20 protein-coding genes are annotated in these 22,669 nt (G+C 44.5%); 17 read left to right on the forward strand and 3 right to left on the reverse strand.

Going from position 1 to position 22,669, the window contains the following annotated elements:
* Positions 1-13: 13 nt before the first annotated feature.
* The 9 genes from ACYQ2E_RS05215 to ACYQ2E_RS05255 all read left to right on the forward strand — a co-directional run bounded on the left by ACYQ2E_RS05215 (position 14) and on the right by ACYQ2E_RS05255 (position 9,322).
* On the forward strand, positions 14-1,081 hold the full coding sequence (locus tag ACYQ2E_RS05215) for an ABC transporter substrate-binding protein (RefSeq protein WP_460017017.1): 1,068 nt from the start codon (positions 14-16) through the stop codon (positions 1,079-1,081).
* A 247-nt stretch (positions 1,082-1,328) separates the two neighbouring features.
* Positions 1,329-1,550 carry a hypothetical protein gene (locus ACYQ2E_RS05220; RefSeq protein ID WP_460017018.1) on the forward strand — a complete coding sequence of 74 codons (222 nt, stop codon included), beginning with the start codon at positions 1,329-1,331 and terminating at the stop codon, positions 1,548-1,550.
* A 156-nt stretch (positions 1,551-1,706) separates the two neighbouring features.
* Complete coding sequence (locus ACYQ2E_RS05225; RefSeq protein WP_460017019.1) at positions 1,707-3,884, forward strand: DUF262 domain-containing protein; 2,178 nt, start codon at positions 1,707-1,709, stop codon at positions 3,882-3,884.
* A 417-nt stretch (positions 3,885-4,301) separates the two neighbouring features.
* Positions 4,302-5,354 carry a HigA family addiction module antitoxin gene (locus ACYQ2E_RS05230; RefSeq protein WP_460017020.1) on the forward strand — a complete coding sequence of 351 codons (1,053 nt, stop codon included), beginning with the start codon at positions 4,302-4,304 and terminating at the stop codon, positions 5,352-5,354.
* A gap of 191 nt (positions 5,355-5,545) precedes the next feature.
* The gene (spxB, locus tag ACYQ2E_RS05235) at positions 5,546-7,279 is read left to right on the forward strand and encodes a pyruvate oxidase (RefSeq protein ID WP_460017021.1); all 1,734 of its coding nucleotides are present in this window, start codon (positions 5,546-5,548) and stop codon (positions 7,277-7,279) included.
* A 138-nt stretch (positions 7,280-7,417) separates the two neighbouring features.
* On the forward strand, positions 7,418-7,978 hold the full coding sequence (locus ACYQ2E_RS05240; RefSeq protein WP_460017022.1) for a TetR/AcrR family transcriptional regulator: 561 nt from the start codon (positions 7,418-7,420) through the stop codon (positions 7,976-7,978).
* 15 nt (positions 7,979-7,993) lie between these two features.
* A complete protein-coding gene (locus ACYQ2E_RS05245; protein WP_460017023.1) occupies positions 7,994-8,365 on the forward strand; it encodes a hypothetical protein in 372 nt (123 codons plus the stop codon).
* A gap of 5 nt (positions 8,366-8,370) precedes the next feature.
* Entirely contained in the window at positions 8,371-8,898 is a 528-nt protein-coding gene (locus tag ACYQ2E_RS05250) for a CDP-alcohol phosphatidyltransferase family protein (protein ID WP_460017024.1), read from the forward strand.
* Positions 8,899-9,022: 124 nt separating this feature from the next.
* Positions 9,023-9,322, forward strand: coding sequence for a type II toxin-antitoxin system RelB/DinJ family antitoxin (locus tag ACYQ2E_RS05255; protein ID WP_460017025.1), 300 nt, complete (start codon positions 9,023-9,025; stop codon positions 9,320-9,322).
* 204 nt (positions 9,323-9,526) lie between these two features.
* Here ACYQ2E_RS05255 and ACYQ2E_RS05260 read toward each other — a convergent pair whose 3' ends face one another.
* Positions 9,527-10,156, reverse strand: a complete 630-nt coding sequence (locus tag ACYQ2E_RS05260; RefSeq protein ID WP_460017026.1) for a CatB-related O-acetyltransferase — start codon at positions 10,154-10,156, stop codon at positions 9,527-9,529.
* A 155-nt stretch (positions 10,157-10,311) separates the two neighbouring features.
* Here ACYQ2E_RS05260 and ACYQ2E_RS05265 point away from each other — a divergent pair, with 155 nt between their 5' ends.
* Positions 10,312-11,910, forward strand: a complete 1,599-nt coding sequence (locus ACYQ2E_RS05265; RefSeq protein ID WP_460017027.1) for an NAD(P)/FAD-dependent oxidoreductase — start codon at positions 10,312-10,314, stop codon at positions 11,908-11,910.
* A 56-nt stretch (positions 11,911-11,966) separates the two neighbouring features.
* On the opposite strand, the gene queA is transcribed toward ACYQ2E_RS05265, so the two are convergent.
* Complete coding sequence (gene queA / locus ACYQ2E_RS05270) at positions 11,967-13,016, reverse strand: tRNA preQ1(34) S-adenosylmethionine ribosyltransferase-isomerase QueA (protein WP_460017028.1); 1,050 nt, start codon at positions 13,014-13,016, stop codon at positions 11,967-11,969.
* Between the two features lie 109 nt (positions 13,017-13,125).
* On the opposite strand from queA, the gene ACYQ2E_RS05275 reads away from it, so the two are divergent.
* Positions 13,126-13,845: a class A sortase gene (locus ACYQ2E_RS05275; RefSeq protein ID WP_460017029.1), complete on the forward strand. Its 720-nt coding sequence runs from the start codon at positions 13,126-13,128 to the stop codon at positions 13,843-13,845.
* Positions 13,846-13,970: 125 nt separating this feature from the next.
* Here the strand turns inward: ACYQ2E_RS05275 and ACYQ2E_RS05280 are convergent, their stop codons facing one another.
* Positions 13,971-14,612: a hypothetical protein gene (locus tag ACYQ2E_RS05280; protein WP_460017030.1), complete on the reverse strand. Its 642-nt coding sequence runs from the start codon at positions 14,610-14,612 to the stop codon at positions 13,971-13,973.
* 259 nt (positions 14,613-14,871) lie between these two features.
* Here ACYQ2E_RS05280 and ACYQ2E_RS05285 point away from each other — a divergent pair, with 259 nt between their 5' ends.
* From ACYQ2E_RS05285 to ACYQ2E_RS05310, 6 genes are all read left to right on the forward strand, one after another.
* On the forward strand, positions 14,872-15,579 hold the full coding sequence (locus tag ACYQ2E_RS05285; RefSeq protein WP_460017031.1) for a glucosamine-6-phosphate deaminase: 708 nt from the start codon (positions 14,872-14,874) through the stop codon (positions 15,577-15,579).
* 120 nt (positions 15,580-15,699) lie between these two features.
* Positions 15,700-17,994: a DNA helicase PcrA gene (pcrA, locus tag ACYQ2E_RS05290; protein ID WP_460017032.1), complete on the forward strand. Its 2,295-nt coding sequence runs from the start codon at positions 15,700-15,702 to the stop codon at positions 17,992-17,994.
* A 50-nt stretch (positions 17,995-18,044) separates the two neighbouring features.
* The gene (locus ACYQ2E_RS05295) at positions 18,045-19,061 is read left to right on the forward strand and encodes a branched-chain amino acid aminotransferase (protein WP_460017033.1); all 1,017 of its coding nucleotides are present in this window, start codon (positions 18,045-18,047) and stop codon (positions 19,059-19,061) included.
* Positions 19,062-19,111: 50 nt separating this feature from the next.
* Positions 19,112-19,684 carry a DNA-3-methyladenine glycosylase I gene (locus ACYQ2E_RS05300; protein WP_460017034.1) on the forward strand — a complete coding sequence of 191 codons (573 nt, stop codon included), beginning with the start codon at positions 19,112-19,114 and terminating at the stop codon, positions 19,682-19,684.
* 189 nt (positions 19,685-19,873) lie between these two features.
* On the forward strand, positions 19,874-20,719 hold the full coding sequence (locus ACYQ2E_RS05305) for an aldo/keto reductase (RefSeq protein ID WP_460017035.1): 846 nt from the start codon (positions 19,874-19,876) through the stop codon (positions 20,717-20,719).
* Positions 20,720-20,897: 178 nt separating this feature from the next.
* Positions 20,898-22,658 carry an oleate hydratase gene (locus tag ACYQ2E_RS05310; RefSeq protein WP_460017036.1) on the forward strand — a complete coding sequence of 587 codons (1,761 nt, stop codon included), beginning with the start codon at positions 20,898-20,900 and terminating at the stop codon, positions 22,656-22,658.
* The last annotated feature ends 11 nt before the right edge of the window (positions 22,659-22,669 follow it).

The raw sequence follows: 22,669 nt of genomic DNA on the forward strand, positions 1-22,669 counted from the left end.
GAAAGGACAGAAAATGAAAAAATTACTCTCTTTCTTTATCGGAATTGTTGCTATCATCGCGATTCTAGGTTTCACTGCGAACGGCATGAAGGCAGCCGAGGGCACGAAGACGCAGAAAAATTCAATCACCATCTTCAACTGGGGCGAATACATTGACCCCGACCTTATCACGAAGTTCGAAAAACAGAGCGGCTACAAGGTCAACTACATGACCTTCGACTCGAACGAGGCCATGTATGCCAAGGTCAAGCAGGGCGGCACGGCCTATGACATCGTTGTTCCGTCAGACTACATGATTGAAAAAATGTCCAAGGAAAATCTGCTGGTCGAGCTTGACCATTCAAAGATTAAGGGGCTTGAAGATGATGACAAGAAGCTCTTGAATCCTGCCTTTGACCCTGGGAATAAGTACTCTGTGCCGTATTTCTGGGGCACACTGGGCATCGTTTATAACGACGAACTTGTCAAGTCACCGCCGAAAAACTGGAACGATTTGTGGGATGCGCGTTATAAGAATCAAATCCTGCTGACTGACTCTGTGCGTGACGTCATGGCCATGGTGCTGTCAAAAAACGGAGACTCACTGAACACGACCAATGAAGATGAGCTTAAAAAAGCTTACCAGGACTTGCTCAAATTGACCCCCAACGTCAAAGCCATCCTCGGCGACGAAATCATGAACTACATGATTAACAACGAGACGCCGCTGGCCGTTGTCTACTCTGGCCAGGGCTCGATGATGGTCGCGGAGAATAAGCATCTGCACTACGTGATTCCTGAGCGCACGAATATTTGGTACGACAACTTGGCGATTCCAAAGACCTCGAAGAATGTTGCTGGCGCCTACGCTTTTATCAATTTCATGCAGGAGCCGGAAAACGCTGCTCAGAATGCGGAATGGGTCGGTTACTCGACGCCGAACAGGAAAGCAAAAGCGCTGCTGCCTGAGGAGATTCGCGATGATAAGGCTTTTTACCCGGACGAGGCGCTTATCAGGGACGATGAGGCTTATAAGGACTTGAATCCTTACTGGAACGGGTATTATAATGACCTTTATTTGGAGTTTAAGATGAATAAGTAGGTTTTATACTATTCAGTTTTATTGAAAAGTGCTATGGTGAATTTTATAGAATTCACTGTAGCACTTTTTTGGATTATTTGTTACTAATTTTTTCTGTAAAATAAATGTTATAATTGGAGTATGGGGCATATAAGGGTAAAAGTAAAGGCGTCTGTTCAGCTATTTTAAGAGCGATGATTCTGTTTTTAAAGGGTATTTTGACCAACTAGAGATGATATCTACAAAGAAGAATTTTTTCAGAAGAATCATGAATTTTATCCTTGTTACACACGCAGAAAACATTGTATTTGGAGAAAAATTGAATCATTACATGGAGGCAGATGGCAAGTGGGATTATTTCAAAAATGATTACGCGCAATTTTCTTTTTTACCAATGTTTCAGATTGGAGAACCTGGAGTTTTGAGCAATTTAATGTATTTTGAGAATCAGCAGGACAAACTTAAGTACAATCTATTGAAAGAAACGTGATTAAAATCAGGACAAACTTAAGTACAATCTATTGAAAGAAACGTGATTAAAATTTGGTTGTTTTATATTTTTGATTTACAACCATTTTAGCTAGAGTTCAGAAAAATTCAACAGTGTAATTAGAGGCAGCATTAAGCTGGAGAGGGCAAACTATAAATGAAAACCGACAATCAGAGTATCGATTATGTACTCACGCAAAACAATACTTCGTTTTTCATCCCCCCGTTTCAGAGAGCGTATGCTTGGGGGAAAAATGAAATCGATAGGTATTTTGAGGATTTGGTACGAATTATTGAAAGTGAATTAGATGAAGAGCAAAATGATAAATTGGAACATTTCTTTGGCACTGTCGTCATAAAAACTGAAAAAGAAAGATTTTCCACCAAGAGTATTATTGTTGACGGGCAGCAGCGGTTAACAACAACTTTGATATTTTTAATCGCTCTGCGTGATGCAATAGCAGACGAGGAATATAAAAACTTGATTGACGGTAACTACTTGAAAAATAACTCTTCTTCCTTTGAAGACAAAATAAAACTTAAGCAGGTTACTAGAGACTGGGTATCATATAGAAACCTTGTTAATGGTGAAGATACTTCTCCGGGAATCATTCGAACGGCCTATGAATTATTTTATAAGAAAATCGTTTCTCAACATTTTACCATTGATAACTACTTAACAGCATTATCCAGAATAAATGTTGCTCTTATTTTCTTGGATGAACGTCCATTTAAAGGTGAAGATCCTCAGATTATTTTTGAAACTCTAAATTCACTGGGAAAGCCTTTATCTTTGGCCGACTTGGTAAGAAACTATGTATTGCTTGAGATGGTAAGTAGTGAACAGTCTAATATCTATGAGTCAATATGGCATCCAAAAATAGAGAAACTTTTTGAAGAGGGGACATCAAAATTCTTTAGAGATTACTTGCAGTACAAATTAGGGACTAGTCTAAAAGTGGTTAGTGATAATAATACAAAAGAGCTCTATCAGTCTTTCAAAGACTTTGTGGGAAGTAAATTTCCTAAAAGAGTTGATTTTGTGAATGATATCGTACGTTTTGCCCCTTGGTATAATTTACTAATTACTGAGGATGACCAGAATAGAATTTCAAATGAGTTAGCCAACGATGCGAAAATTCATGAGTTATTACGAAATATCTTTTTTGATATCAAAACTGACCCCTTTAAGCCATTAGTATTAGGTTTGCTTGAATATCATCAGGATTTTAAAACTTTAAGCGATAATCAGCTGATTGAGACACTAGAAACAATAAGAACTTACCTTATTAGAAGACGTACGTTGGGGTTAACCACTGCAGAAAATAAAAATATCCCCATGCTATCTAGAAGAATTACTGATATTGCTGCCGGAAAAACAACAATGATGGAACTTTTGTGTTCTCAGCAATATGCTTTGCGTATGCCAAATAATACTGAAATCAGAGAACGCTTAAAGGATATCAATTTTTATGAAGGGCTGAAAAGCTACTCTAAATTTATTCTTGGACAAATTGAAGCTCATACAGCTAAAGTTGCAGTCAATTTTAGAGATAAGAAAATTACAATTGAGCATATCATGCCGCAAAAGTTAAGATCTCAATGGAAAGATGAACTGGGCGAAGACTATAAGGATGTTCAAGAGAAGTATCTTCACAATATCGGTAATCTAATTTTAACGGAGTTCAACTCTGAGATGGGTAATGAGCCATTTGCAGCAAAAAAGGCAAAATATGAGACATCTTCCCTACACTACAGGCTTGATGTGATTGATAAGGAAGTCTGGAACGAGGAGGCAATCTTAGCTCATCAGAACAAGATGATTACTTGGTACCTGGAAACATTTCCATTACCTGAAAGTAAAGCACGGGCAAGCAATTGGAACCAAGATACACCAGATATTTCAGTGTTCTCTCCAATGGAAGATGGTCTGGAAGATTGGTTAAAAGGTACTAAACCAAAGAAAATAATGATTGATGCTGAAGAATACGACGTGAAAACCTGGCAGGATGTTTTCCTTACATTCATGAAATGGATAAGTGATTCAAAAGATTACTCGGTCGAATATGTTTTTGCGAATCAAGAACGTTTGTTTGGCAGGGAAGATGTACTAATGGAGTTCTCTAAGCTCAGGCATTCAGTTGCAAGTAGCGAAGGTGATAAACTTACAAGGTACAAGTCACTAGATGGTACTGTTGCTGCAAAATTGAGAGATGATTTCTCTGGTTACGTTTTCCATATCAATGCTAATACGAATACCTTGGTGGGGCGACTCTCTAGTGTAATGAAAGAATACAATTTGGATGATGATTTTATTATTATTGAAATTCAATAATATGCTTAGGGGATTAGTTATGGCTCAGAACAGTGATTCTGGGCTTTTTGACTGGTCCTGAGGGAGAAGATTTTAATATCGAGTATTTAAGACAGGCTTTAAAACACCATAGAAAAATGGCCTATTACTGTTAGAGGATAATTTGGATAACGAGCGCTTAAACGAAAGGGTAGTTCATATCACTAATAAGTGCTGTCATGTAATTTGTAGATTTAGTTTCTTTGTAACATTCTCGAAAAAAATACGTATTATATTATAAGGGGGGAAAACAGAGTTCTAACAATCCTGTTGTTATCTGAATGGCAATTTACCCGCGAGGTAAATTTATCTCTTGGGAAATAAATTAAAACATGATACAATAGATTTACCTCAAAGGTAAAACACTGAAATATATTGAACTCAAATGGAGGTAAAATCATGTTTCATAGTACAAAAACGCTCGCAGTTCCGCCTGGAGCAACGATTCGTGAGCAATTAGAAGAGCGCGGAATGTCTCAGAAAGAGTTTGCCTTGCGGATGGGGCTGAGCGAAAAGCATGTGAGTCATTTGATTAACGGGAAGGTTGAATTGACGCCGGATGTGTCGCTGAGACTTGAAAATGTTCTCGGCATGACGGCGAGGTTCTGGAACAATCTTGAGGCGCTGTATCAGGAACAGATTGCGCGAGCAAAGTCAGAGATTGAAGATGAAAAAGAGCAGGCGCTCGTTTCAAGATTTCCTTATGCCAAGCTTGCAAAGGCTGGTTTTGTCCCGAAAACTGGGGTGAAAAAAGAGAAAATCCAGAATCTGCGCCGCTTTTTTGAAGTGGCTAAACTGGGAATCATTGATGATTTGTACATTCCGGGCATTGCCTACCGGAAAGGGGGGACAAATAGGGAAAGTGATTATAATTTGGCTGCTTGGGCGCAAAAAGCCAAGGTGGAAGCGAGGAAAATTGCGACAGGGCCGATTAATATCGGGAAGCTTATGGGCTGCATCGCACGTTTTAGAGAATGTACCCGAGAAAAACCAGATGTTTTCGGACCAGAAATTCAGAGGATACTGTCGGATTGCGGGGTTGCTCTGGTTTTTCTGCCGCACATTGAAGGGTCTTATCTAAATGGTGCTTCATTTCTAGACGGTAAAAAGATAATTCTTGGGCTAACCGTTCGCGGGAAGGATGCTGACAGGTTCTGGTTCAGCTTCTTTCATGAGCTGTTTCACATTATTGATGGACATATTAACTCTTTTGCCGGCACAAGCCAAGCGGAGGAAAAAGCGGCGGACGAATTTTCGCGTGACACGCTCATTCCCCCGAAAGCCTATAAAGAGTTTGTCGATGCTTCGGACTTCACAAAGGTAAGGATTGTTGAATTTGCTGAAAATTTGAAAATCTCTCCTTGTATCGTGCTCGGCCGCCTGCAATATGACGGAAAAGTTAGTTACAATCAATTCCGTGATTTGAAAACTCAATATGACTTGGATAGTTAAAAGAATAAAATAGAATATATTCTTAAGCATAAGTGTGTCGAGAATATATTCTATTTATTTCAGGAGGAAAATGTAAAAATGAAGTGTCCTAGAGATGCTTTTTTTGAAAGTCAAAAATTCCTGAGTCAAATATTTGACACCAGTCTATAAAAGACTAAACTTAAATTAACAAAAAGAAAGAGGTGAAATCAATGTCAAAAATCAATGCAGCAGTCGCGATGATTAAAGTTTTTGAATCTTGGGGAGTGGACCACATTTACGGCATCCCTGGAGGCTCGTTTAACTCGACGATGGATGCCCTTTACAAGGAAAGAGACGCAATCAAGTACATTCAAGTCCGGCACGAGGAAGCGGGCGCATTAGCGGCGGCGGCAGACGCGAAGCTGACAGGAAAAGTCGGCGTCGTCTTCGGCTCTGCGGGTCCTGGGGCCACTCATCTCATCAATGGCCTGTACGATGCGCAGATGGACCACGTGCCGCTGGTCGCGCTGCTGGGACAAGTTGCCTCAACTGCCATGAATTACAACGCCTTCCAGGAACTGAATGAAAATCCCATGTTCGCCGATGTCAGCATTTATAATCGGACAGCCATGACGCCGGAAAGTCTTCCCCACCTGGTCGATGAAGCAGTCAAAGCAGCCTACGAGCAAAAAGGTGTTGCAGTTGTCACAATTCCTGTCGATTTCGGTTTCGACGAAATTGAAGCCCGCGAAATTTCCACAGCAAAAAATCACAAAACTGGCGTTCTGCAGCCGGCTGAGGACGATTTGAAAGCAGCGCTTCCCTATATCCAAGCGGCGAAGCGGCCGATTCTCTATGTCGGGCAAGGTGTCCGCGGCGGTTTTGACGCCGTCAAAGCATTTTCCGAGCATTTCTCAATGCCGGTTGTCGCGTCAGTTCTTGCAAAAGGGATTATTCCAGACCAGTATAAAAATTTCCTAGGTTTTGCCGGTCGTTTGTCAACCAAGGCTGCAAATGAGGCATTGGCTATGTCGGACCTGATTGTGTTCGTCGGCAGCGATTTTCCCTTCGCAGAGTATCTTTTCCCGAAAACTGCGAAATTCATCCAGGTAGACATTGATGCCACGAAATTCGGCAGACGTCACAGCGTTGATGTTTCAGTCCTGGGCGATGGCGCGGCTGCCTTGCAGAAGTGGGTTGATTTGGGAGAAGCTCGACCAGTTGATGCATGGCTAGAAGCGAACCAGAAAAACATTCAGAATTGGCATCACTGGCGCAAGAGCTTTTTCAATGACACACAATCCCCCCTACGCCCTGAGCCCGCTTTCAAAGAGATCAACCGAATCGCAGAAGACACAGCCATTTTCGTGACAGACGTAGGCAACACCACGATTCACGCAGTACGCCAGCTGGACATGAACGGCCAGCAGCTCTTCACCACCTCAGGCTGGTTTGCGACCATGGGCAACGGCATTCCAGGAGGAATCGCAGCAAAACTCAGCTTTCCCGAGCGCCAAGTCTTTACCTTGAGCGGTGACGGCGGCTTCGCCATGCAGATGCAGGATATCATCACGCAAGTCAAGTACAAACTGCCGATTATCAACGTTGTATTTTCCAATGATTCATTCGGCTTCATCGAGGCTGAGCAGGAAGACACAGAGCAGAAAAAATTCGGCGTGTTCCTGGAAGGGGCGGATTTCGGCAAAGCAGGAGAAGCACTCGGCGCACGCGGATTCACAATTACAGACTATTCTCAATTAGAACCCGCATTCACAGCTGCCAAAAACAGCGAAATTCCCGTCGTCATTGACATCAAAATCAAAAACGAGCGGCCTTTGCCAGCTGAAGAACTGAAGCTTGACCCCGAGCGATTTTCAGCAGAAGAAATCGCGGACTTCAAGAAAAAATACCAGGTTCATGACATGCCGATTTTGAAAGATTTGCTTGAGAGTGAGTTAAAATAAATATAAAAATCATCCAGATAAACAAGGCAATCCTGCGTGAGCGGGACTGCTTTTCTTATACTTTGATTTGACAAATTGATTCTGAAATAATATAATAAACATGTATTAAACGCGTTTAACATTTTAGAGGAAACTTTTATGGAAAATGACAATACAAAAGAGCAGCTCATTCAAGCAACAATGCGGCTTCTATCTGAAAATAAGGACGCAAGTCGGCTGACCGCCCGAAAAATTGCAGCCGCTGCCGAAGCAAATCTGGCCATGATTAACTACTATTTCGGCTCGAAGGATGCGCTTGTGAGTGATGCCGTCGGCCGGCTGATGGCTGAGCAGGCAGATAGACTGAGAGAAATCAGAGACAGCGAAGTGCCGGCACGGGACAAACTATTGGAGTTCCTGGTTACAATGTCTGATTTAACGCTCGATTTCCGGGAATTGACCAGGCCCACTGTCCCGTATCTACTGCTGGAAGCTGAGCTTGACCTGCCATATTTCATTCTCCCGATGGTGAAGCTGTGCTTTGACGATAAAAAAACAGAGGCAGAAAGCCGAATGATTGCTTATCAGATTATCACATTTTCACAACTTGTGTTTTACCGCTCAGATGATTATCAGAAGCTCACTGGCATTGACATCGAGGACAAGAAACAGCGCGATACGATGTATCAAAGTCTTTTGGATATTTATTTCGGCGGCTAAAGCAAGGAGATTGAGATGGGAAGAATTGGAATTTTACTGTTAGAGTTGACTGTGACCGGGCTTATCGTCTTCGCGGGTCTGTCTGGTAAACAGTTTCTGTTCATTAACGGGCCGAGAACTGCGGCGATTACCCTTGGAACAATTGGTTTTGCGATGTGCATGCTAATGCCGACGATAGGGAAATTTATCCGGAATGCGCCTGCACACCCGCTCACAATATTAGGCTACATTTTCGGCATCATTGCCCTGATTACTGCAGCGGCTCAGATTTTTAACTGGCACCTTCCATTAGTTGGCAGCAGCTCGAGAAACGCGCTGTTTGTCATTGCAGCTTGTATCGTCATCAAATCTATTATTGCCTGTTTTGCAAAAATTGTGATGAAATGAGGAACATGAGAAACATCGCGACAGTGATCACGTTCCTAAGAATCACAGGCGCTTTTCTGCTTTTGCTGACAACACCGCTTTCCCCGACTTTTTGGACAATTTATACCCTTTGCTTTCTGACAGATGTTCTGGACGGTCAAGCCGCCAGGCGCAGCGGAACAACAAGCCAGTCAGGTGCAATTCTAGACAGTCTTGCCGATTTTATCCTAATCATTATCCTACTTACTGTGTTTATTCCGGAATTTCACTTTGAAAACTGGATGATTCTGTGGACAATCGGTATCGCTGCAGTTCGCCTACTATCATGGCTTATCGGCTTCATCAAATACCATAGCTTTGCTTCGATACATACGGTATTGAACAAAATGACAGGATTTGTCATTTTCACCTTTCCAATATTGTACGCGCTGTCTGATTTGAAAATTACGATGATGTTTCTGTGCGCCATTGCAAGTGCGTCCGCGGTAGAGGAGCTGCTCATCATCGCTGAATCCGCAAGTTTGAATCGAAATCAGAAAACTTTTCTGAAATGAGAAGAAGAGACAATCAAAGCATCGTAATTAGCCCCCAGTTAATTATGGTGCTTTTCATTTTCTATCGACATCGTGATTATATGTTGGTACAATATAGTTATAAAGCGGTAAGGAGTGCAAAAAAATGACAACTCAATCAATGAATTTTAAAATAGACAGTGATTTGAAGAAAGAATTCCAAAAGCTGGCAGAGTCGATGGGGCTGACCTCTACAGCCATGCTGACCATGTTTGTCAAGCGCGCAGTTGATGACCAGGCAATGCCATTTCTGCCTGAAAACCGAAAGTTCAATCGCGAAACGATGGAAGCTTTTGCTGAAACGGCGGAAATTGAACGACAAATTCGTGCCGGCGAAATCACTGAGGGAGAGAGCGATTTACTTCTGTCTGCATACTACGAGAAGAGGAGACAGAACAAATACTGAAATGGCGTAGAAGTAATCGTTTTGAAAAGGACTATAATCGTATGGAAAAACGCGGTTATGATATGACATTTCTAGATGAAACTCTGGATAGTATTGTTCTTGAGGAAACTTTGGATAAACGTTACCGTAAGCTGCCCTAGAGCCGAAAAACAGTATAAAAAGAGCAGCGGACATACAAATTCCGCTGCTTTTTTTATACACAAATCACACGATTCTGTCTAATTCCCCGCTCTGAATCGCATCAATATTCTGCATAATCCTCTCCCTCGGCCAGTCCCACCATTGCAAATCAAGAAGCCGGTCAACCGTTTCATCAGAAAACCGTTTTCTGATGAGCTTCGCAGGCACACCGCCGACAATCGAATAGGGCGCCACATCATGCGTCACCACCGCGCGTGTCCCGACAATCGCACCGTCGCCAATCGTGACGCCTGACATGATGACAGCCTCATAGCCAATCCAGACATCATTCCCGACGACAATATCGCCCTTATTGTCCCAAGCCTCGGTCACCTTTTCCCAGTCCAGCTGCCATTCATCGGCAAAAATCGGGAAAGGATAAGTCGAGAGCGACTTGAGCGTGTGATTGGCACTCGTGAAAATAAAGCGCGCGCCGCAAGCGATAGAGCAGAACTTTCCAATCACGAGCCGGTCTTGGTTGATAGGGTAATGGTAGAGCACATTGTTTTTCTCAAAGTTCCTGGGATCTCTAAAGAAATCATTGTACATGCTGTAATCGCCCACAGTGATATATGGATTTTCAATCACATTTTTTAAATAAACTGTTGATAAATCCCCCTTACGAGGGAATATTTTTTCATCTGGAATAGTCATTTTACTTTCTTTCTTAATTTTATTCGCATAAATGCGTGATTTTTTAAACTATTCCAGTCAATACAATGCAGAGCCTCATGCCTATCCTCCAGTCTTTAGAGACACTCTAAAATTCGTCTTCTTATTATCTTAACACAATATGATATAATTTCCTCATGCTAAGAATTTCCCAAATAAAAATTTCCATCAGCGACCCTATCAGCAAAGTCAAGACACAAGTCCTGAAAAAGCTCAGAATTCCTGAAAGTGACCTGCTGGATTATCGGATTTACAAAGAGTCGATTGATGCCCGCCACGAGCACGAGATTGACTTTATCTATACAGTGGATGTTGCCCTCAAAAATGAAAAACAGTTTCTGAAAAAGCATCCGAAGCTGGTGAAGCCCACCCCCGAGTTGAATTATAAACTTCCGCAAGCTGGTACACAGCCGATGGCGCAGAGGCCTGTGGTCATCGGCTTCGGTCCTGCCGGCATGTTTGCAGCCTTGCTGCTGGCTCAGATGGGCTACCGGCCGATTGTGCTGGAGCGCGGTCAGGCGGTTGATGCGCGTGTCAAGGCGATTGACGAGTTCTGGACAGAGGGAAAACTCAATCCGCGCTCAAATGTCCAGTTCGGCGAGGGCGGAGCGGGCACCTTTTCAGACGGCAAACTGACTTCGCGCGTGCGTGATTTGCGCAGCCGCAAAGTGTTGGAGGAGTTTGTCAAGGCAGGCGCGCCGGAGGATATTTTGTACAAAGCGCATCCGCATGTCGGGACGGACTTGCTGCGCGGGATTGTCAAAAATATTCGCGCGGAAATTGTCCGTTTGGGCGGAGAAGTACATTTTGAGACGCAGGTCGAGGACTTTATCATCGAAAATGAGGCGCTGCAGGCGCTCAAGCTGACCACCGGAGAAGTCATCAAGACTGGACATGCCGTGCTTGCCATCGGCCACAGTGCGCGTGACACCTTCGCGAAGCTCTATGACAGGGGAATCAGCATCACTGCGAAGCCATTTGCCGTAGGTGTCCGCATTGAGCACCCGCAAGCGCTCATCGACAAGGCGCAGTACAAAGAGTTCGCGGGGAATCCGAGACTCGGTGCGGCCGAGTACCGTCTGACCTTCAAGGCCAGTAACGGGCGCGGCGTCTATACATTTTGCATGTGCCCAGGCGGACTGGTCGTTCCAGCAGCTTCTGAGGAAGGTTTTCTGGTGACAAATGGCATGAGTGAACATGCCAGGGACCAGAAAAATGCGAATTCCGGCCTGTTAGTGCAGGTCTTTCCAGAAGACTTCGCAAGTGATTCCCCGCTGGCAGGCATCGAATTCCAACGAGAATTGGAGTCCAGAGCCTTTGAGATGGGCGGCTCAGACTATCAGGCACCTGCCCAGCTTGTCGGTGATTTCCTGGAAAGAAAAGCTTCAACTGAGCTTGGGCGCGTGACGCCAAGTTATTCACTCGGCGTGAAACTGACGGAGCTGCACGAACTCTTTCCTGACTGGATTTCCAAGTCTCTCGAAGAGGCAATTCTCGGTATGGATACGAAACTTCACGGCTTTGCGGATGCGGAGGCGGTGCTGACCGGCGTAGAGTCGCGCTCGTCCTCTCCTGTTAGAATCAATCGTGATAAGGAAAATCTCCAGTCACTCTCGACAGCTGGCATTTACCCTTCTGGGGAAGGCGCCGGTTTCGCGGGCGGTATCGTGTCTGCTGCCATTGACGGCCTCAAATGTGCCGAAAGCCTGATTTCGGAATTTGCCCGGCCTGAATAAAATTAATAAGTGAAAAAATACCTTGGTTATGGGAATAACTAAGGTATTTTTTATGCTCAATTTTGGATTTTGGCTTTATTTCTGATAAACATGGCGTCGCCGAACGAGAAGAAGCGGTACTTTTCTTCAATCGCGTGATGGTAGGCCTCCAGCACGAAATCTTTGCCCGCAAAGCTTGCCACCAGCATGACCAGCGAAGTTCCGGGCAAATGGAAGTTGGTGTTGAAGGCATCCACGATTTTCCAGTCATAGCCGGGGAAGATGAAGATGTCTGTCCAGCCGCTGTCTGCCTGAATGTCGCCATTGAATTTGCTGCCGATGGTTTCAAGCGTGCGGATAGAAGTCGTGCCGCTGGCGATAATCCTGTGCCCGGAAGCCTTGACCTCACGCAGGGTTGCTGCAGCTTCCTCGGTCAAACGGTAAAACTCGCTGTGCAGTCGCTCCGAATCAATATTCTCGTCTGTCAATGGTTTGAAAGTACCCAGCCCGACGTGCAGCGTCAGCTCGACAATATGAACGCCCTTCGCCTTGATTGCCTCGAGCAGCTCAGGCGTATAGTGCAGCCCCGCAGTAGGCGCAGCCGCAGAGCCTTCTTCTTTGGCAAAGACCGTCTGATAACGTTCCTGGTCCTCCAGCTGTTCGTGAATATAGGGTGGCAGAGGCATCTCGCCAAGACTTTCCAGCACCTGCAGGAAAATCCCCTCATAACTGAACTTCACCCAGCGAATGCCGTCTTCCTTTTCAGCAACGACTTCGGCCATCAGGCGACCGTCTCCGAAGCTGACCTTCTCGCTGACTTTCAGCTTGCGGGCAGGCTTAGCCAGGCATTCCCAGACATTGCCGCCCTTATCCTTGAGCAGCAGAAGCTCCACATGACCGTGAGTTTCTGGACGTTCTCCATGCAAACGTGCGGGAAGCACGCGCGTATTATTCAGCACCAGCGCATCCCCAGCTTCAAATTCGTCTAATATGTCGTAAAAATGCTTATCTTGCATCGTTCCAGTCAGAGGGTCAATCACCAGAAGTCTTGAGCTGTCGCGCCTCTCAAGCGGTGTCTGCGCAATCAGTTCTTCCGGGAGGTCATAGTCGTAATCGTTGATATTCATAATGTTTTAATTATAGCAGAAAATCACCAGCTTGTTCATTCTCAAAGCATTTTCATATATTTTCTTTCATTTGAGATGCGAAAAATCATTTTTTATAGTAGAATTAATTATGATTCTGAAAATTTTAAAATCCAGAAAATGGTTAATTGCCGCGGTCAGCGTGATTGCGCTGATTTTTTGTGTTTTCATTGGAAATTCTATTTTCAACGAGATAAAATCTGAGAAAATTGCGAAAAATAGTAATCGTTATAATATTTCACATTATTCGGTTTCTGTGTTAAAAAATAACTCGAGAAAAATTGGGAATTTCGATTTTTCAAATACACATCTGCTGGACTGGAACATTGTTCAGGCAGCAAGTAAAGCGGACAATCTGCCAGTAATTGGAGAAATATCTGTCCCGAATCTGGAGGTACATTTGCCTATTTTTCTTGGTGTCTCCGATTCAACAATTGCTGTGGGTGCGGGCACCATGAAACCGGGTCAAAAAATGGGCGAGAGAAATTTTGCACTGGCTAGCCATAACTTGATTGATAATGCACCAAAGCTTCTGTTTAGTCCAATAACTCACATAAAACCCGGCATGAAAGTTTACTTAACAGATAAATCGAAAATTTATAAATATGAAATCACGCATCAAGAGACTGTTTCTGCCAATCGGATTGATGTGATTGACGATCATTCTGGCAAAAATGAACTGACACTGGTGTTGTGTTCAAATGAAGCAGGAGTTGCGAGATTGATTGTTCACGGTGTATTTGAACGGTCGGAATCCTATGATTCGGCTCCAGCTCAGCTTCGTAAGAGTTTTCTTGAAAAATATGATTAATATATTTTCAGACGACTGGCGTCATTGGTATAAATAAATTGTCTTGATTATTAACAACCGATAGCTGTAGTTTTTTCACTCAAGTAAAAGGCCGTGAATTATTTCACGACCTCAATTTATTAGAATTAATCCTCAAGTGATTCATTCAAATATGTCTCCGAGTCCACGATTGTCCCTCTTTCACGCTCGAAAGGAGTCTGGTTTGCGACAGCGTCCTGGAATTCTTTGACTTTATTAGATTTCAATGCCACACTTCCACTATTATTAAGTGGAATGGTTGAATTCATCCCACTGGCAACGATTGAGCCTGCCGGCAAATCTCTATTCGGATTTTGTGTATAAGTTGCAAAAATATAGTAATTTCCTTTTTCAGGCATTTCATCATCTTCATAAATATACAGAGTCCCATTCTCTGCGTGTCCTCCATCCTTGTAAAGCCTGACAGACTTACTTTCAGAAAACTCTCCCTTAAGATTTTCAATCACTTTGACTTCATATACTGTAAATGGTGTTTTTGCTGGCTTTGGATAAATAGTCTCAATTTCTTTGATGACTTCACCGACAAAGACATTGTCTACTATTCCTGACAAAGCTTCCAGATTGTTTGGGTCTACGGCATAGCTCCCAGACATTCTAACAATTTTTCCGTTTTTTGGCGGATTTGCCTTTTTCGTGGAATGATTTCCCAGTTTTATGAGAATTCCTATTGACAGGATGATTATCACCAATGCAGAAAGAAAAATAATTATTCGTTTTTTCATTATCAATACCTCCTGTAGGCTGCGTCGTAGCTTGTTTTATCAATAGTTAATAAACTTGTGGTAGAGTTGCTGTAGGGATATAATAATAATATTATAACATGAATATTGTTTAATTTTTTATACACTTGCTGAATAAATGTAAGTTTTCCTAGTTTTTAGCAAATTTTCCCCGAAATCCTTGACAAAAGAATAGTAAAAGCATATAATTGGTCTATACCAATAAACAAATAGTGAATGGCGAGAATGCTATTCAAAGGAGAGACAAATGAAAGTTATCAAAGTAAAAGACCCAGTCGAAGGCGGAAAAGTCGCATTTGACCTGTTCAAAGAAGCATTGGCAAACGGAACAAAGGTTCTCGGCCTGGCAACAGGTTCAACCCCTGAGACATTCTATGATGAGGTGACAAAGTCGGATCTTGATTTGTCGAATCTGACCAGCGTCAATCTTGATGAGTACGTAGGTCTTGACGGCAGCTCTGACCAGTCTTACCGTTACTTCATGCAGAAGCATCTGTTCGACAAGAAGCCATTGAAAGAGACTTTTGTACCGGACGGAAAAGCAGCGGACCTTGATGCTTATGTCAAAGAATACGACAAAATTATCGATGAGCATCCAATTGACTGGCAGGTTCTGGGCATTGGCCAAAACGGCCATATCGGCTTCAATGAGCCTGGTACACCAACTGACATCACGACTCACGTGGTTGATTTGACTGAGAGCACAATCAAGGCAAATTCACGCTACTTTGCAAATGAATCAGATGTTCCTCGTCAGGCAATCTCCATGGGCATCGCGAGCATCATGAAGTCTAAACAGCTCGTTGTGATGGCTTGGGGAGCTGAAAAGGCTGACGCAGTGAAAGGCATGATTGAAGGCCCTGTAACCGTTGACCTGCCGGCTTCAATCCTACAAACACGCGACAATGTGACAGTCATCGTCGACGAGGCTGCCGCTTCAAAATTGTCAAAATAATCCCCCTATCTAGGATTACTGAAAAGCTCTGCTCAGGCAGAGTTTTTTAGTATTTTCGTAAATTTTCGCAAATTGAAGAAAATCCTAGCTAAAGCCATAGATTTTTTGTATAATTAAGAAATGAATAACTTACTGAACGGACTGAACGACAAGCAGAAAGAAGCGGTAGAAACGACAGAGGGGCCGCTTTTGATTATGGCCGGGGCGGGTTCCGGCAAGACGCGGGTGCTGACCCACCGCATCGCTTATCTGATTGACGAAAAAATGGTGAATCCCTGGAATATTCTGGCGATTACCTTTACGAACAAGGCGGCGCGGGAAATGCGTGAGCGTGCCATTGCCCTGTCGCCGAAGTCTCAGGATTCGCTCATCGCGACTTTCCATAGCATGTGTGTACGCATTCTGCGGCGTGACGGCGATAAAATCGGCTACAGCCGCAATTTCACGATTCTAGACACCAGTGACCAGAAAACGGTTATGAAGCGAATCCTAAAAGAATTTGATTTAGACGCTAAAAAATGGGAACCAAAGACCATCCTGAGCCTGATTTCCAATGCTAAGAATGAGTTAATTGACGAAGTTGAGTATGAAAAGCGCTCGAACTCGCGAAATCCGATGACCATGCTGGTTGCCCGCTGCTACAAAGCCTATCAGGCCGAATTGCGCAAGTCCGAAGCCATGGACTTTGACGACCTGATTATGCAGACGCTGCGCCTTTTCCGAGAAGTGCCTGAGACTCTGGCCTATTATCAGGGAAAATGGCAGTACATCCATGTTGACGAGTATCAGGATACCAACCACGCTCAGTATATGCTCGTCAAGCTGCTGGGTGACCGCTTCAAGAATATTTGCGTCGTGGGAGATGCCGACCAGTCCATCTACGGCTGGCGCGGGGCAGATATGCAGAATATTCTGGACTTTGAGCAGGATTATCCTGAGGCAAAAGTTGTCCTGCTGGAGGAAAACTACCGCTCAACCAAGAATATCCTGTCTGCGGCCAATCAGGTCATCAAAAACAATGTCAACCGCCGTGAGAAAAATCTCTGGACTTCAAGTGATGACGGGGCAAAAATCACTTATTACCGGGCAAATGACGGGTTGGACGAGGCAGTTTTCGTGGCCAAGCAAATCTCGGACGAGGCGCGCAATGACGGGCGGAAATACGCCGACTTTGCAGTGCTTTACCGGACTAATGCGCAGTCCCGTACCATAGAAGAAGCGCTGCTCAAGTCAAACATTCCCTACACCATGGTCGGCGGCACCAAGTTCTACAGCCGCAAGGAAATCCGTGATTTAATCGCCTATCTGAACATTCTGGCGAATCCCAACGACAATATCAGCTTTGAGCGGATTGTCAATGAGCCCAAGCGAGGCGTCGGTCCCGGCACATTGGACAAGCTGCGGACTTTTGCGGCGCAGCAGGGTAAATCTCTGACAGAATCATTGCTTGATCTGTCAATCTCGCCAATCAGCGGGAAAGCAGCGGCCAATCTGTATGAATTCGGTCTGCAGCTCGATATTCTGAGGAATTCTTTGGACAATCTGTCCATTACTGAGATTCTCGAAGAAATCATTGCCAAGACAAACTACGTTGGCTATCTTCTGCAGCAGAACACGATTGAGGCACAGACCCGCATTGAAAATATTGACGAGCTCAAGTCGGTGACTCAGGATTTTGACAAGAAAACGGCTGAAGCTGAAGACCTGGGAGAAGAGACGGGGATTGAGCGTCTGTCACGCTTTCTGAACGATTTGTCATTGGTCATGGACACTGATTCTGTGGAAGAAGACGGAAACGTCCAAGGTGTGACACTGATGACGCTGCACGCCGCAAAGGGGCTCGAATTCCCCATTGTTTTCCTGGTTGGTCTGGAAGAAGGAATTTTCCCGCTCTCCCGTGCCAACGAAGATGCAGATGAACTTGAAGAAGAGCGCCGTCTGGCCTATGTCGGCATTACAAGGGCTGAAAAAGAGCTCTACCTGACGAATGCTAACTCACGTGTGCTTTACGGAAAGTCCAGCTACAATCGGCCTTCGCGCTTCATTTCTGAAATTGATGAAAGCCTGCTGCAGTATACCGGGCAAGCCCGCGGGAGAAATACCAGCTACAATGTTCAGTTTTCGGCTTCGTCTGGTTCTGGAGCAAGCACACGATTCACAGCAGACCGCAGCCTGAATAGCGAAATTCCGCCGCAGCAGCGTGCCCATCGAGACGGAAAACTGCCTTGGCAGAAAGAAGAAGTCAAGCCGGCCGTTGACTGGCAGATGGGGGACACCGCGCGCCACAAAAAATGGGGCGACGGCGTTGTGCTGGCTGTGAGTGGCTCGGGCAATAATCTGGAGCTGAAAATCAACTTCCCGGAAGTTGGACAAAAGCGGCTCCTTGCCAATGTAGCGCCGATTGAAAAAGTATAACTGAATAAAACCGAGCGCTTGCGCGAACGTTATTTAATGAAAGGAAAAAAATGATTGATTTAGACTGGAAAAACCTTGGTTTTACCTACCGAAAACTGCCTTACCGCTATATTTCTTACTATAAGGACGGAGCTTGGGATGCGGGCAAGCTCACAGAAGATTCGACCCTGCACATCTCTGAGGCTTCTCCGAGCCTGCACTATGGCCAGCAGGGCTTTGAGGGACTTAAGGCCTATCGTACCAAGGACGGTAAGATTCAATTGTTCAGGCCTGAACAAAATGCTGCTCGTTTACAGAAAACGGCTGAACGTCTGAGCATGGCGCCGGTTCCGACTGAACAATTTATAGACGCGGTTGTCCAGGTTGTCAGAGCGAATGCGGATTACGTGCCGCCTTATGGGACAGGGGCGACACTTTATATTCGGCCGTTGCTCATCGGTATCGGCGATATTATCGGCGTGCAGCCGGCGAAAGAGTATATTTTCACTGTTTTTGCCATGCCTGTCGGTTCTTATTTCAAGGGTGGCTTAACGCCTTCTAATTTTATTGTTTCGCATGATTACGACCGCGCGGCGCCGTTTGGGACGGGGCAGGCAAAGGTCGGCGGAAATTATGCGGCTAGTCTGGTTCCAGGGCATCTGGCACACGCTGACGGTTATTCTGATGTGATTTATCTTGACCCCGCCACGCACACGAAGATTGAAGAAGCAGGCGCTGCAAACTTCTTCGGCATCACGAAAAACGACGAGTTTATCACGCCTTTGTCGCCGTCGATTTTGCCTTCAATTACAAAGTATTCACTGCTGCAGCTGGCGGAAGAACGTTTGGGCTTAAAGGCAATTGAGGGTGATGTCTTTATTAATCAGCTGGAGCGTTTTGTCGAAGCCGGTGCTTGCGGGACAGCTGCGGTTATTGCGCCAATCGGTGCCATTGATAATCGTGACGACCATCATGTTTTCTACTCAGAAACTGAGGTCGGTCCGGTGACAAAGCGCCTCTATGATGAATTAACCGGAATTCAGTTCGGCGATATTGAAGCGCCTAACGGATGGATTTACACCATCTGACATAAATTAAATTATGTCGAAGTAAAGTTACATAAATAAGATTACGTAAAATGATGACAAAAACACGCTGTGCCTGGTGTCAAACATCAGACAAAATGATTCATTACCACGACAACTATTGGGGGACGCCGCTGCATGACGACCATGAGCTTTATGCCAAACTCGTGCTTGATTTAAATCAGGCCGGTCTTTCCTGGAATACCATCCTCAATAAAATGGAAAATTTTTACACGGCTTTTGACAATTTCGATATTGCCAAAGTTGCCCAGTACGATGATGGCAAAAGAGCTGAACTCCTGCAGAATGCAGGCATCATCCGAAACAGGCTGAAAATCAACGCGGCGATTGTAAATGCCCAGAAAGTGCTCGAAATCCAGCGGGAATTCGGCAGCTTTGACAAGTATCTCTGGGGATTTGTTGACGGGAAAACCGTCCAGCACCACGTTACGGACGAATCCAAGATTCCTGCCTCAGATGCTCTTTCTGACAAAATTTCCAAGGACATGAAAAAGCGCGGTTTTAAATTTACCGGCACAACGGTGATTTATGCCTATCTGCAGGCTGTCGGCGTTATCAATGACCATGTCGAAGGCTGCTTCCGATATAAAGAATTAGTAAACTAAGACAGTTTGTACAAATACATTGTGGAGAACTCCGTATGCAGTTTTGGACGCAGTGTATAAAATAGCACTTACAAATTTAGAGATGTAAGTGCATTTTTTCTTTAAAAGTGTTAAAATTAAATTACAGCTTAATATCATATCAAAAAGGAGAGTGGCCAGAGGTCATTCTTCTAAAAAATGGAGGTTTGTATGACAATTTTAACAGACACCTACACGCTGGCAAACGGCGTGAAAATCCCGAAAGTCGGCTTCGGTACATGGCAGACGCCAGACGGCGATGTTGCTTATCAGGCAGTTCGTGATGCGCTGGAACTTGGCTATCGCCACATTGACACGGCCCGCGTTTACGGCAATGAAGTTTCCGTCGGCAAGGCCATCAAAGAGTCCGGAATTCCGCGCGAGGAAATCTTCCTGACGACAAAACTGCCGAGCGACATCAAGACTTATGACGGCGCACTTGAGTACTTTGAAATCAGCCGCAAAGCACTGGATGTCGACTATTTTGACCTTTACCTGATTCATGCGCCATGGCCATGGTCAAACGTAGGCGCTAATGATGACAAAGGCAATCGCGAGGCTTGGCGGGCATTCGAGAAGCTTTACAAGGACGGCAAGCTCAAATCCATCGGTATTTCCAACTTCGAGCAGCATGATATGGAAAATCTGCTGGAAGTGGCTGAAATCAAGCCGATGGTTAATCAGATTGAGTACTATGTCGGCTGGACAGAGCCGAATATCGTGAATTTCGCTGAGAAGAACGGTATTTTGATTGAGGCCTATTCTCCATTGGCAACAGGACATATGCTGGAGAATCCTGCGATTGTTGAGATGGCAGGCAAATACAGCGTGTCTACAGCTCAGCTGGCCATTCGTTTCTGCCTGCAGAACGGCGTCCTGCCTCTGCCTAAAGCCACGAGCCGCGGACATATCGAAGACAATACTAAGCTTGACTTTGAAATTTCAGCAGAAGACATGCTGACGCTCAACGGCTTGAAAGACACGGCTGAAGGCAAAAATCATGCGACCAAAGGCTGATTAATAAAACTTGGACAAAGCAACTTCGGTTGTTTTGTTTTTTTACATAAATAGACATTATATCTATTAACTAATCTTTTCATTTGTAAAGGATTTAAGAAAGTATTACTATAAAAAGAACGGCAGGAAGATTGCGAGAATGCTGCTTATCTCAAGTCGTTATTAAGGGAGGAAATTCATGCGTTATACAAATGGTAATTATGAGGCCTTTGTGAGCCCGGCAAAACCTGAACAGGTTGAACAAAAATCCGCTTATATCATTGGGGCTGGTCTGGCTGGTTTAGCAGCCGCTATTTTCTTGATTCGTGACGGCCAGATGAAAGGTGAAAAAATTCATATCCTGGATGAAATGAGCCTTGCCGGCGGTTCACTTGACGGGAAGTTTATTCCGAATGAAGGTTTTGTCATCCGCGGCGGCCGTGAAATGGAAAATCATTTTGAGTGTCTTTGGGATTTATTTCGGAGTGTTCCGTCGCTTGAGGTGGATGGTGCTTCGGTTCTCGATGAATTTTATCGTCTTGACCGTGCAGCCCCCAATTCAAGCAACTGTCGCGTGATTGAAAAGCGGGGACAACGTGTCGCAGATGACGGCAAATTCACATTGACTCAGAAAGCTCAGGAAGAAATTGTCAAACTTTTCATGACAAAAGAAGAAGATTTGGCGGGAAAAACGATTCAAGATGTCTTCAGTGAAGAATTCTTCGATTCAAACTTCTGGATTTACTGGTGCAGCATGTTTGCCTTTGAAAAGTGGCATTCTGCAATCGAAATGCGCCGTTATATTCTGCGTTTCATTCACCATATCAAAGGCTTGCCTGATTTCACCGCCTTGAAATTTACAAAGTACAATCAATATGATTCACTTGTCAAGCCAATGCTGAGCTTTTTAAATGGACACGGTGTAGATTTTCAATATGAAACTCAAGTTAAGAATGTCGAAGTTGATTTTTCTGACGGAAAAAAAGTTGCCAAGAAGATTATTTTGGCCGGCGGCAGCATTGATTTGACTGAAAATGATTTGGTCTTCGTTACCAATGGCTCGATTACAGAAAGTTCGACCCAGGGCTCTGCGACTCAGGCGGCGCCTGAAACTCATGAGCTTGGCGGTTCCTGGAAGCTTTGGCAGAATCTGGCGGCACAGTCTCCAGAATTCGGCAAGCCAGAAGTTTTCTGCGAAAATCTGCCGAAAGAAAGCTGGTTTGTGTCTGCTACTGTGACCTGGAAAGACCTGGAAATTCAGCCTTACTTTGAAAAACTGACCCATCGTGAACTTCGTTCTGGTAAAGTTGTGACTGGCGGCATCATCACGGTGAAAGACTCGAACTGGATGCTCAGCTTTACGACGCACCGCCAGCCGCATTTTAAGGAGCAGAATGACCAGGAAACGGTTACTTGGGTTTACGGACTTTTTTCAGACAAACCAGGTAACTTTGTCAAAAAACCGATTGAGCAATGTACAGGTGAAGAAATCACGCAGGAACTGCTTTATCATCTAGGCATGCCTGAAGACGAAATTGCCGCATTCGCCCATGAGCACACAAATACAATTCCCGTTTATATGCCTTTTATCACCAGCTACTTCATGTTGCGCGAGCCGGGTGACCGTCCTCTCGTCGTTCCAAATGGCTCTGCTAACCTCGCCTTTATCGGAAACTTTGCTGAAACGGAGCGCGACACCGTCTTCACAACTGAATACTCTGTACGCACCGCGATGGAGGCAGTTTATCAGCTGCTTGATGTCGACCGCGGCGTTCCTGAGGTTTGGGCTTCAGCCTATGATATACGCGATTTGGCAGCCTCAGTTTACTACTTATCAGACAAAAAGAAGCTGACTGAGCAAGAACTCCCCTTCATGCAGAAAATCGCCCTGAACTTTGGACTGAAGAAGCTTAAAGGTACTGTCATTGAAGAGATGCTGGAAGAAGCTCATTTATTGTAATTTAACTTGAA

This window comes from Lactovum odontotermitis, assembly GCF_054658595.1.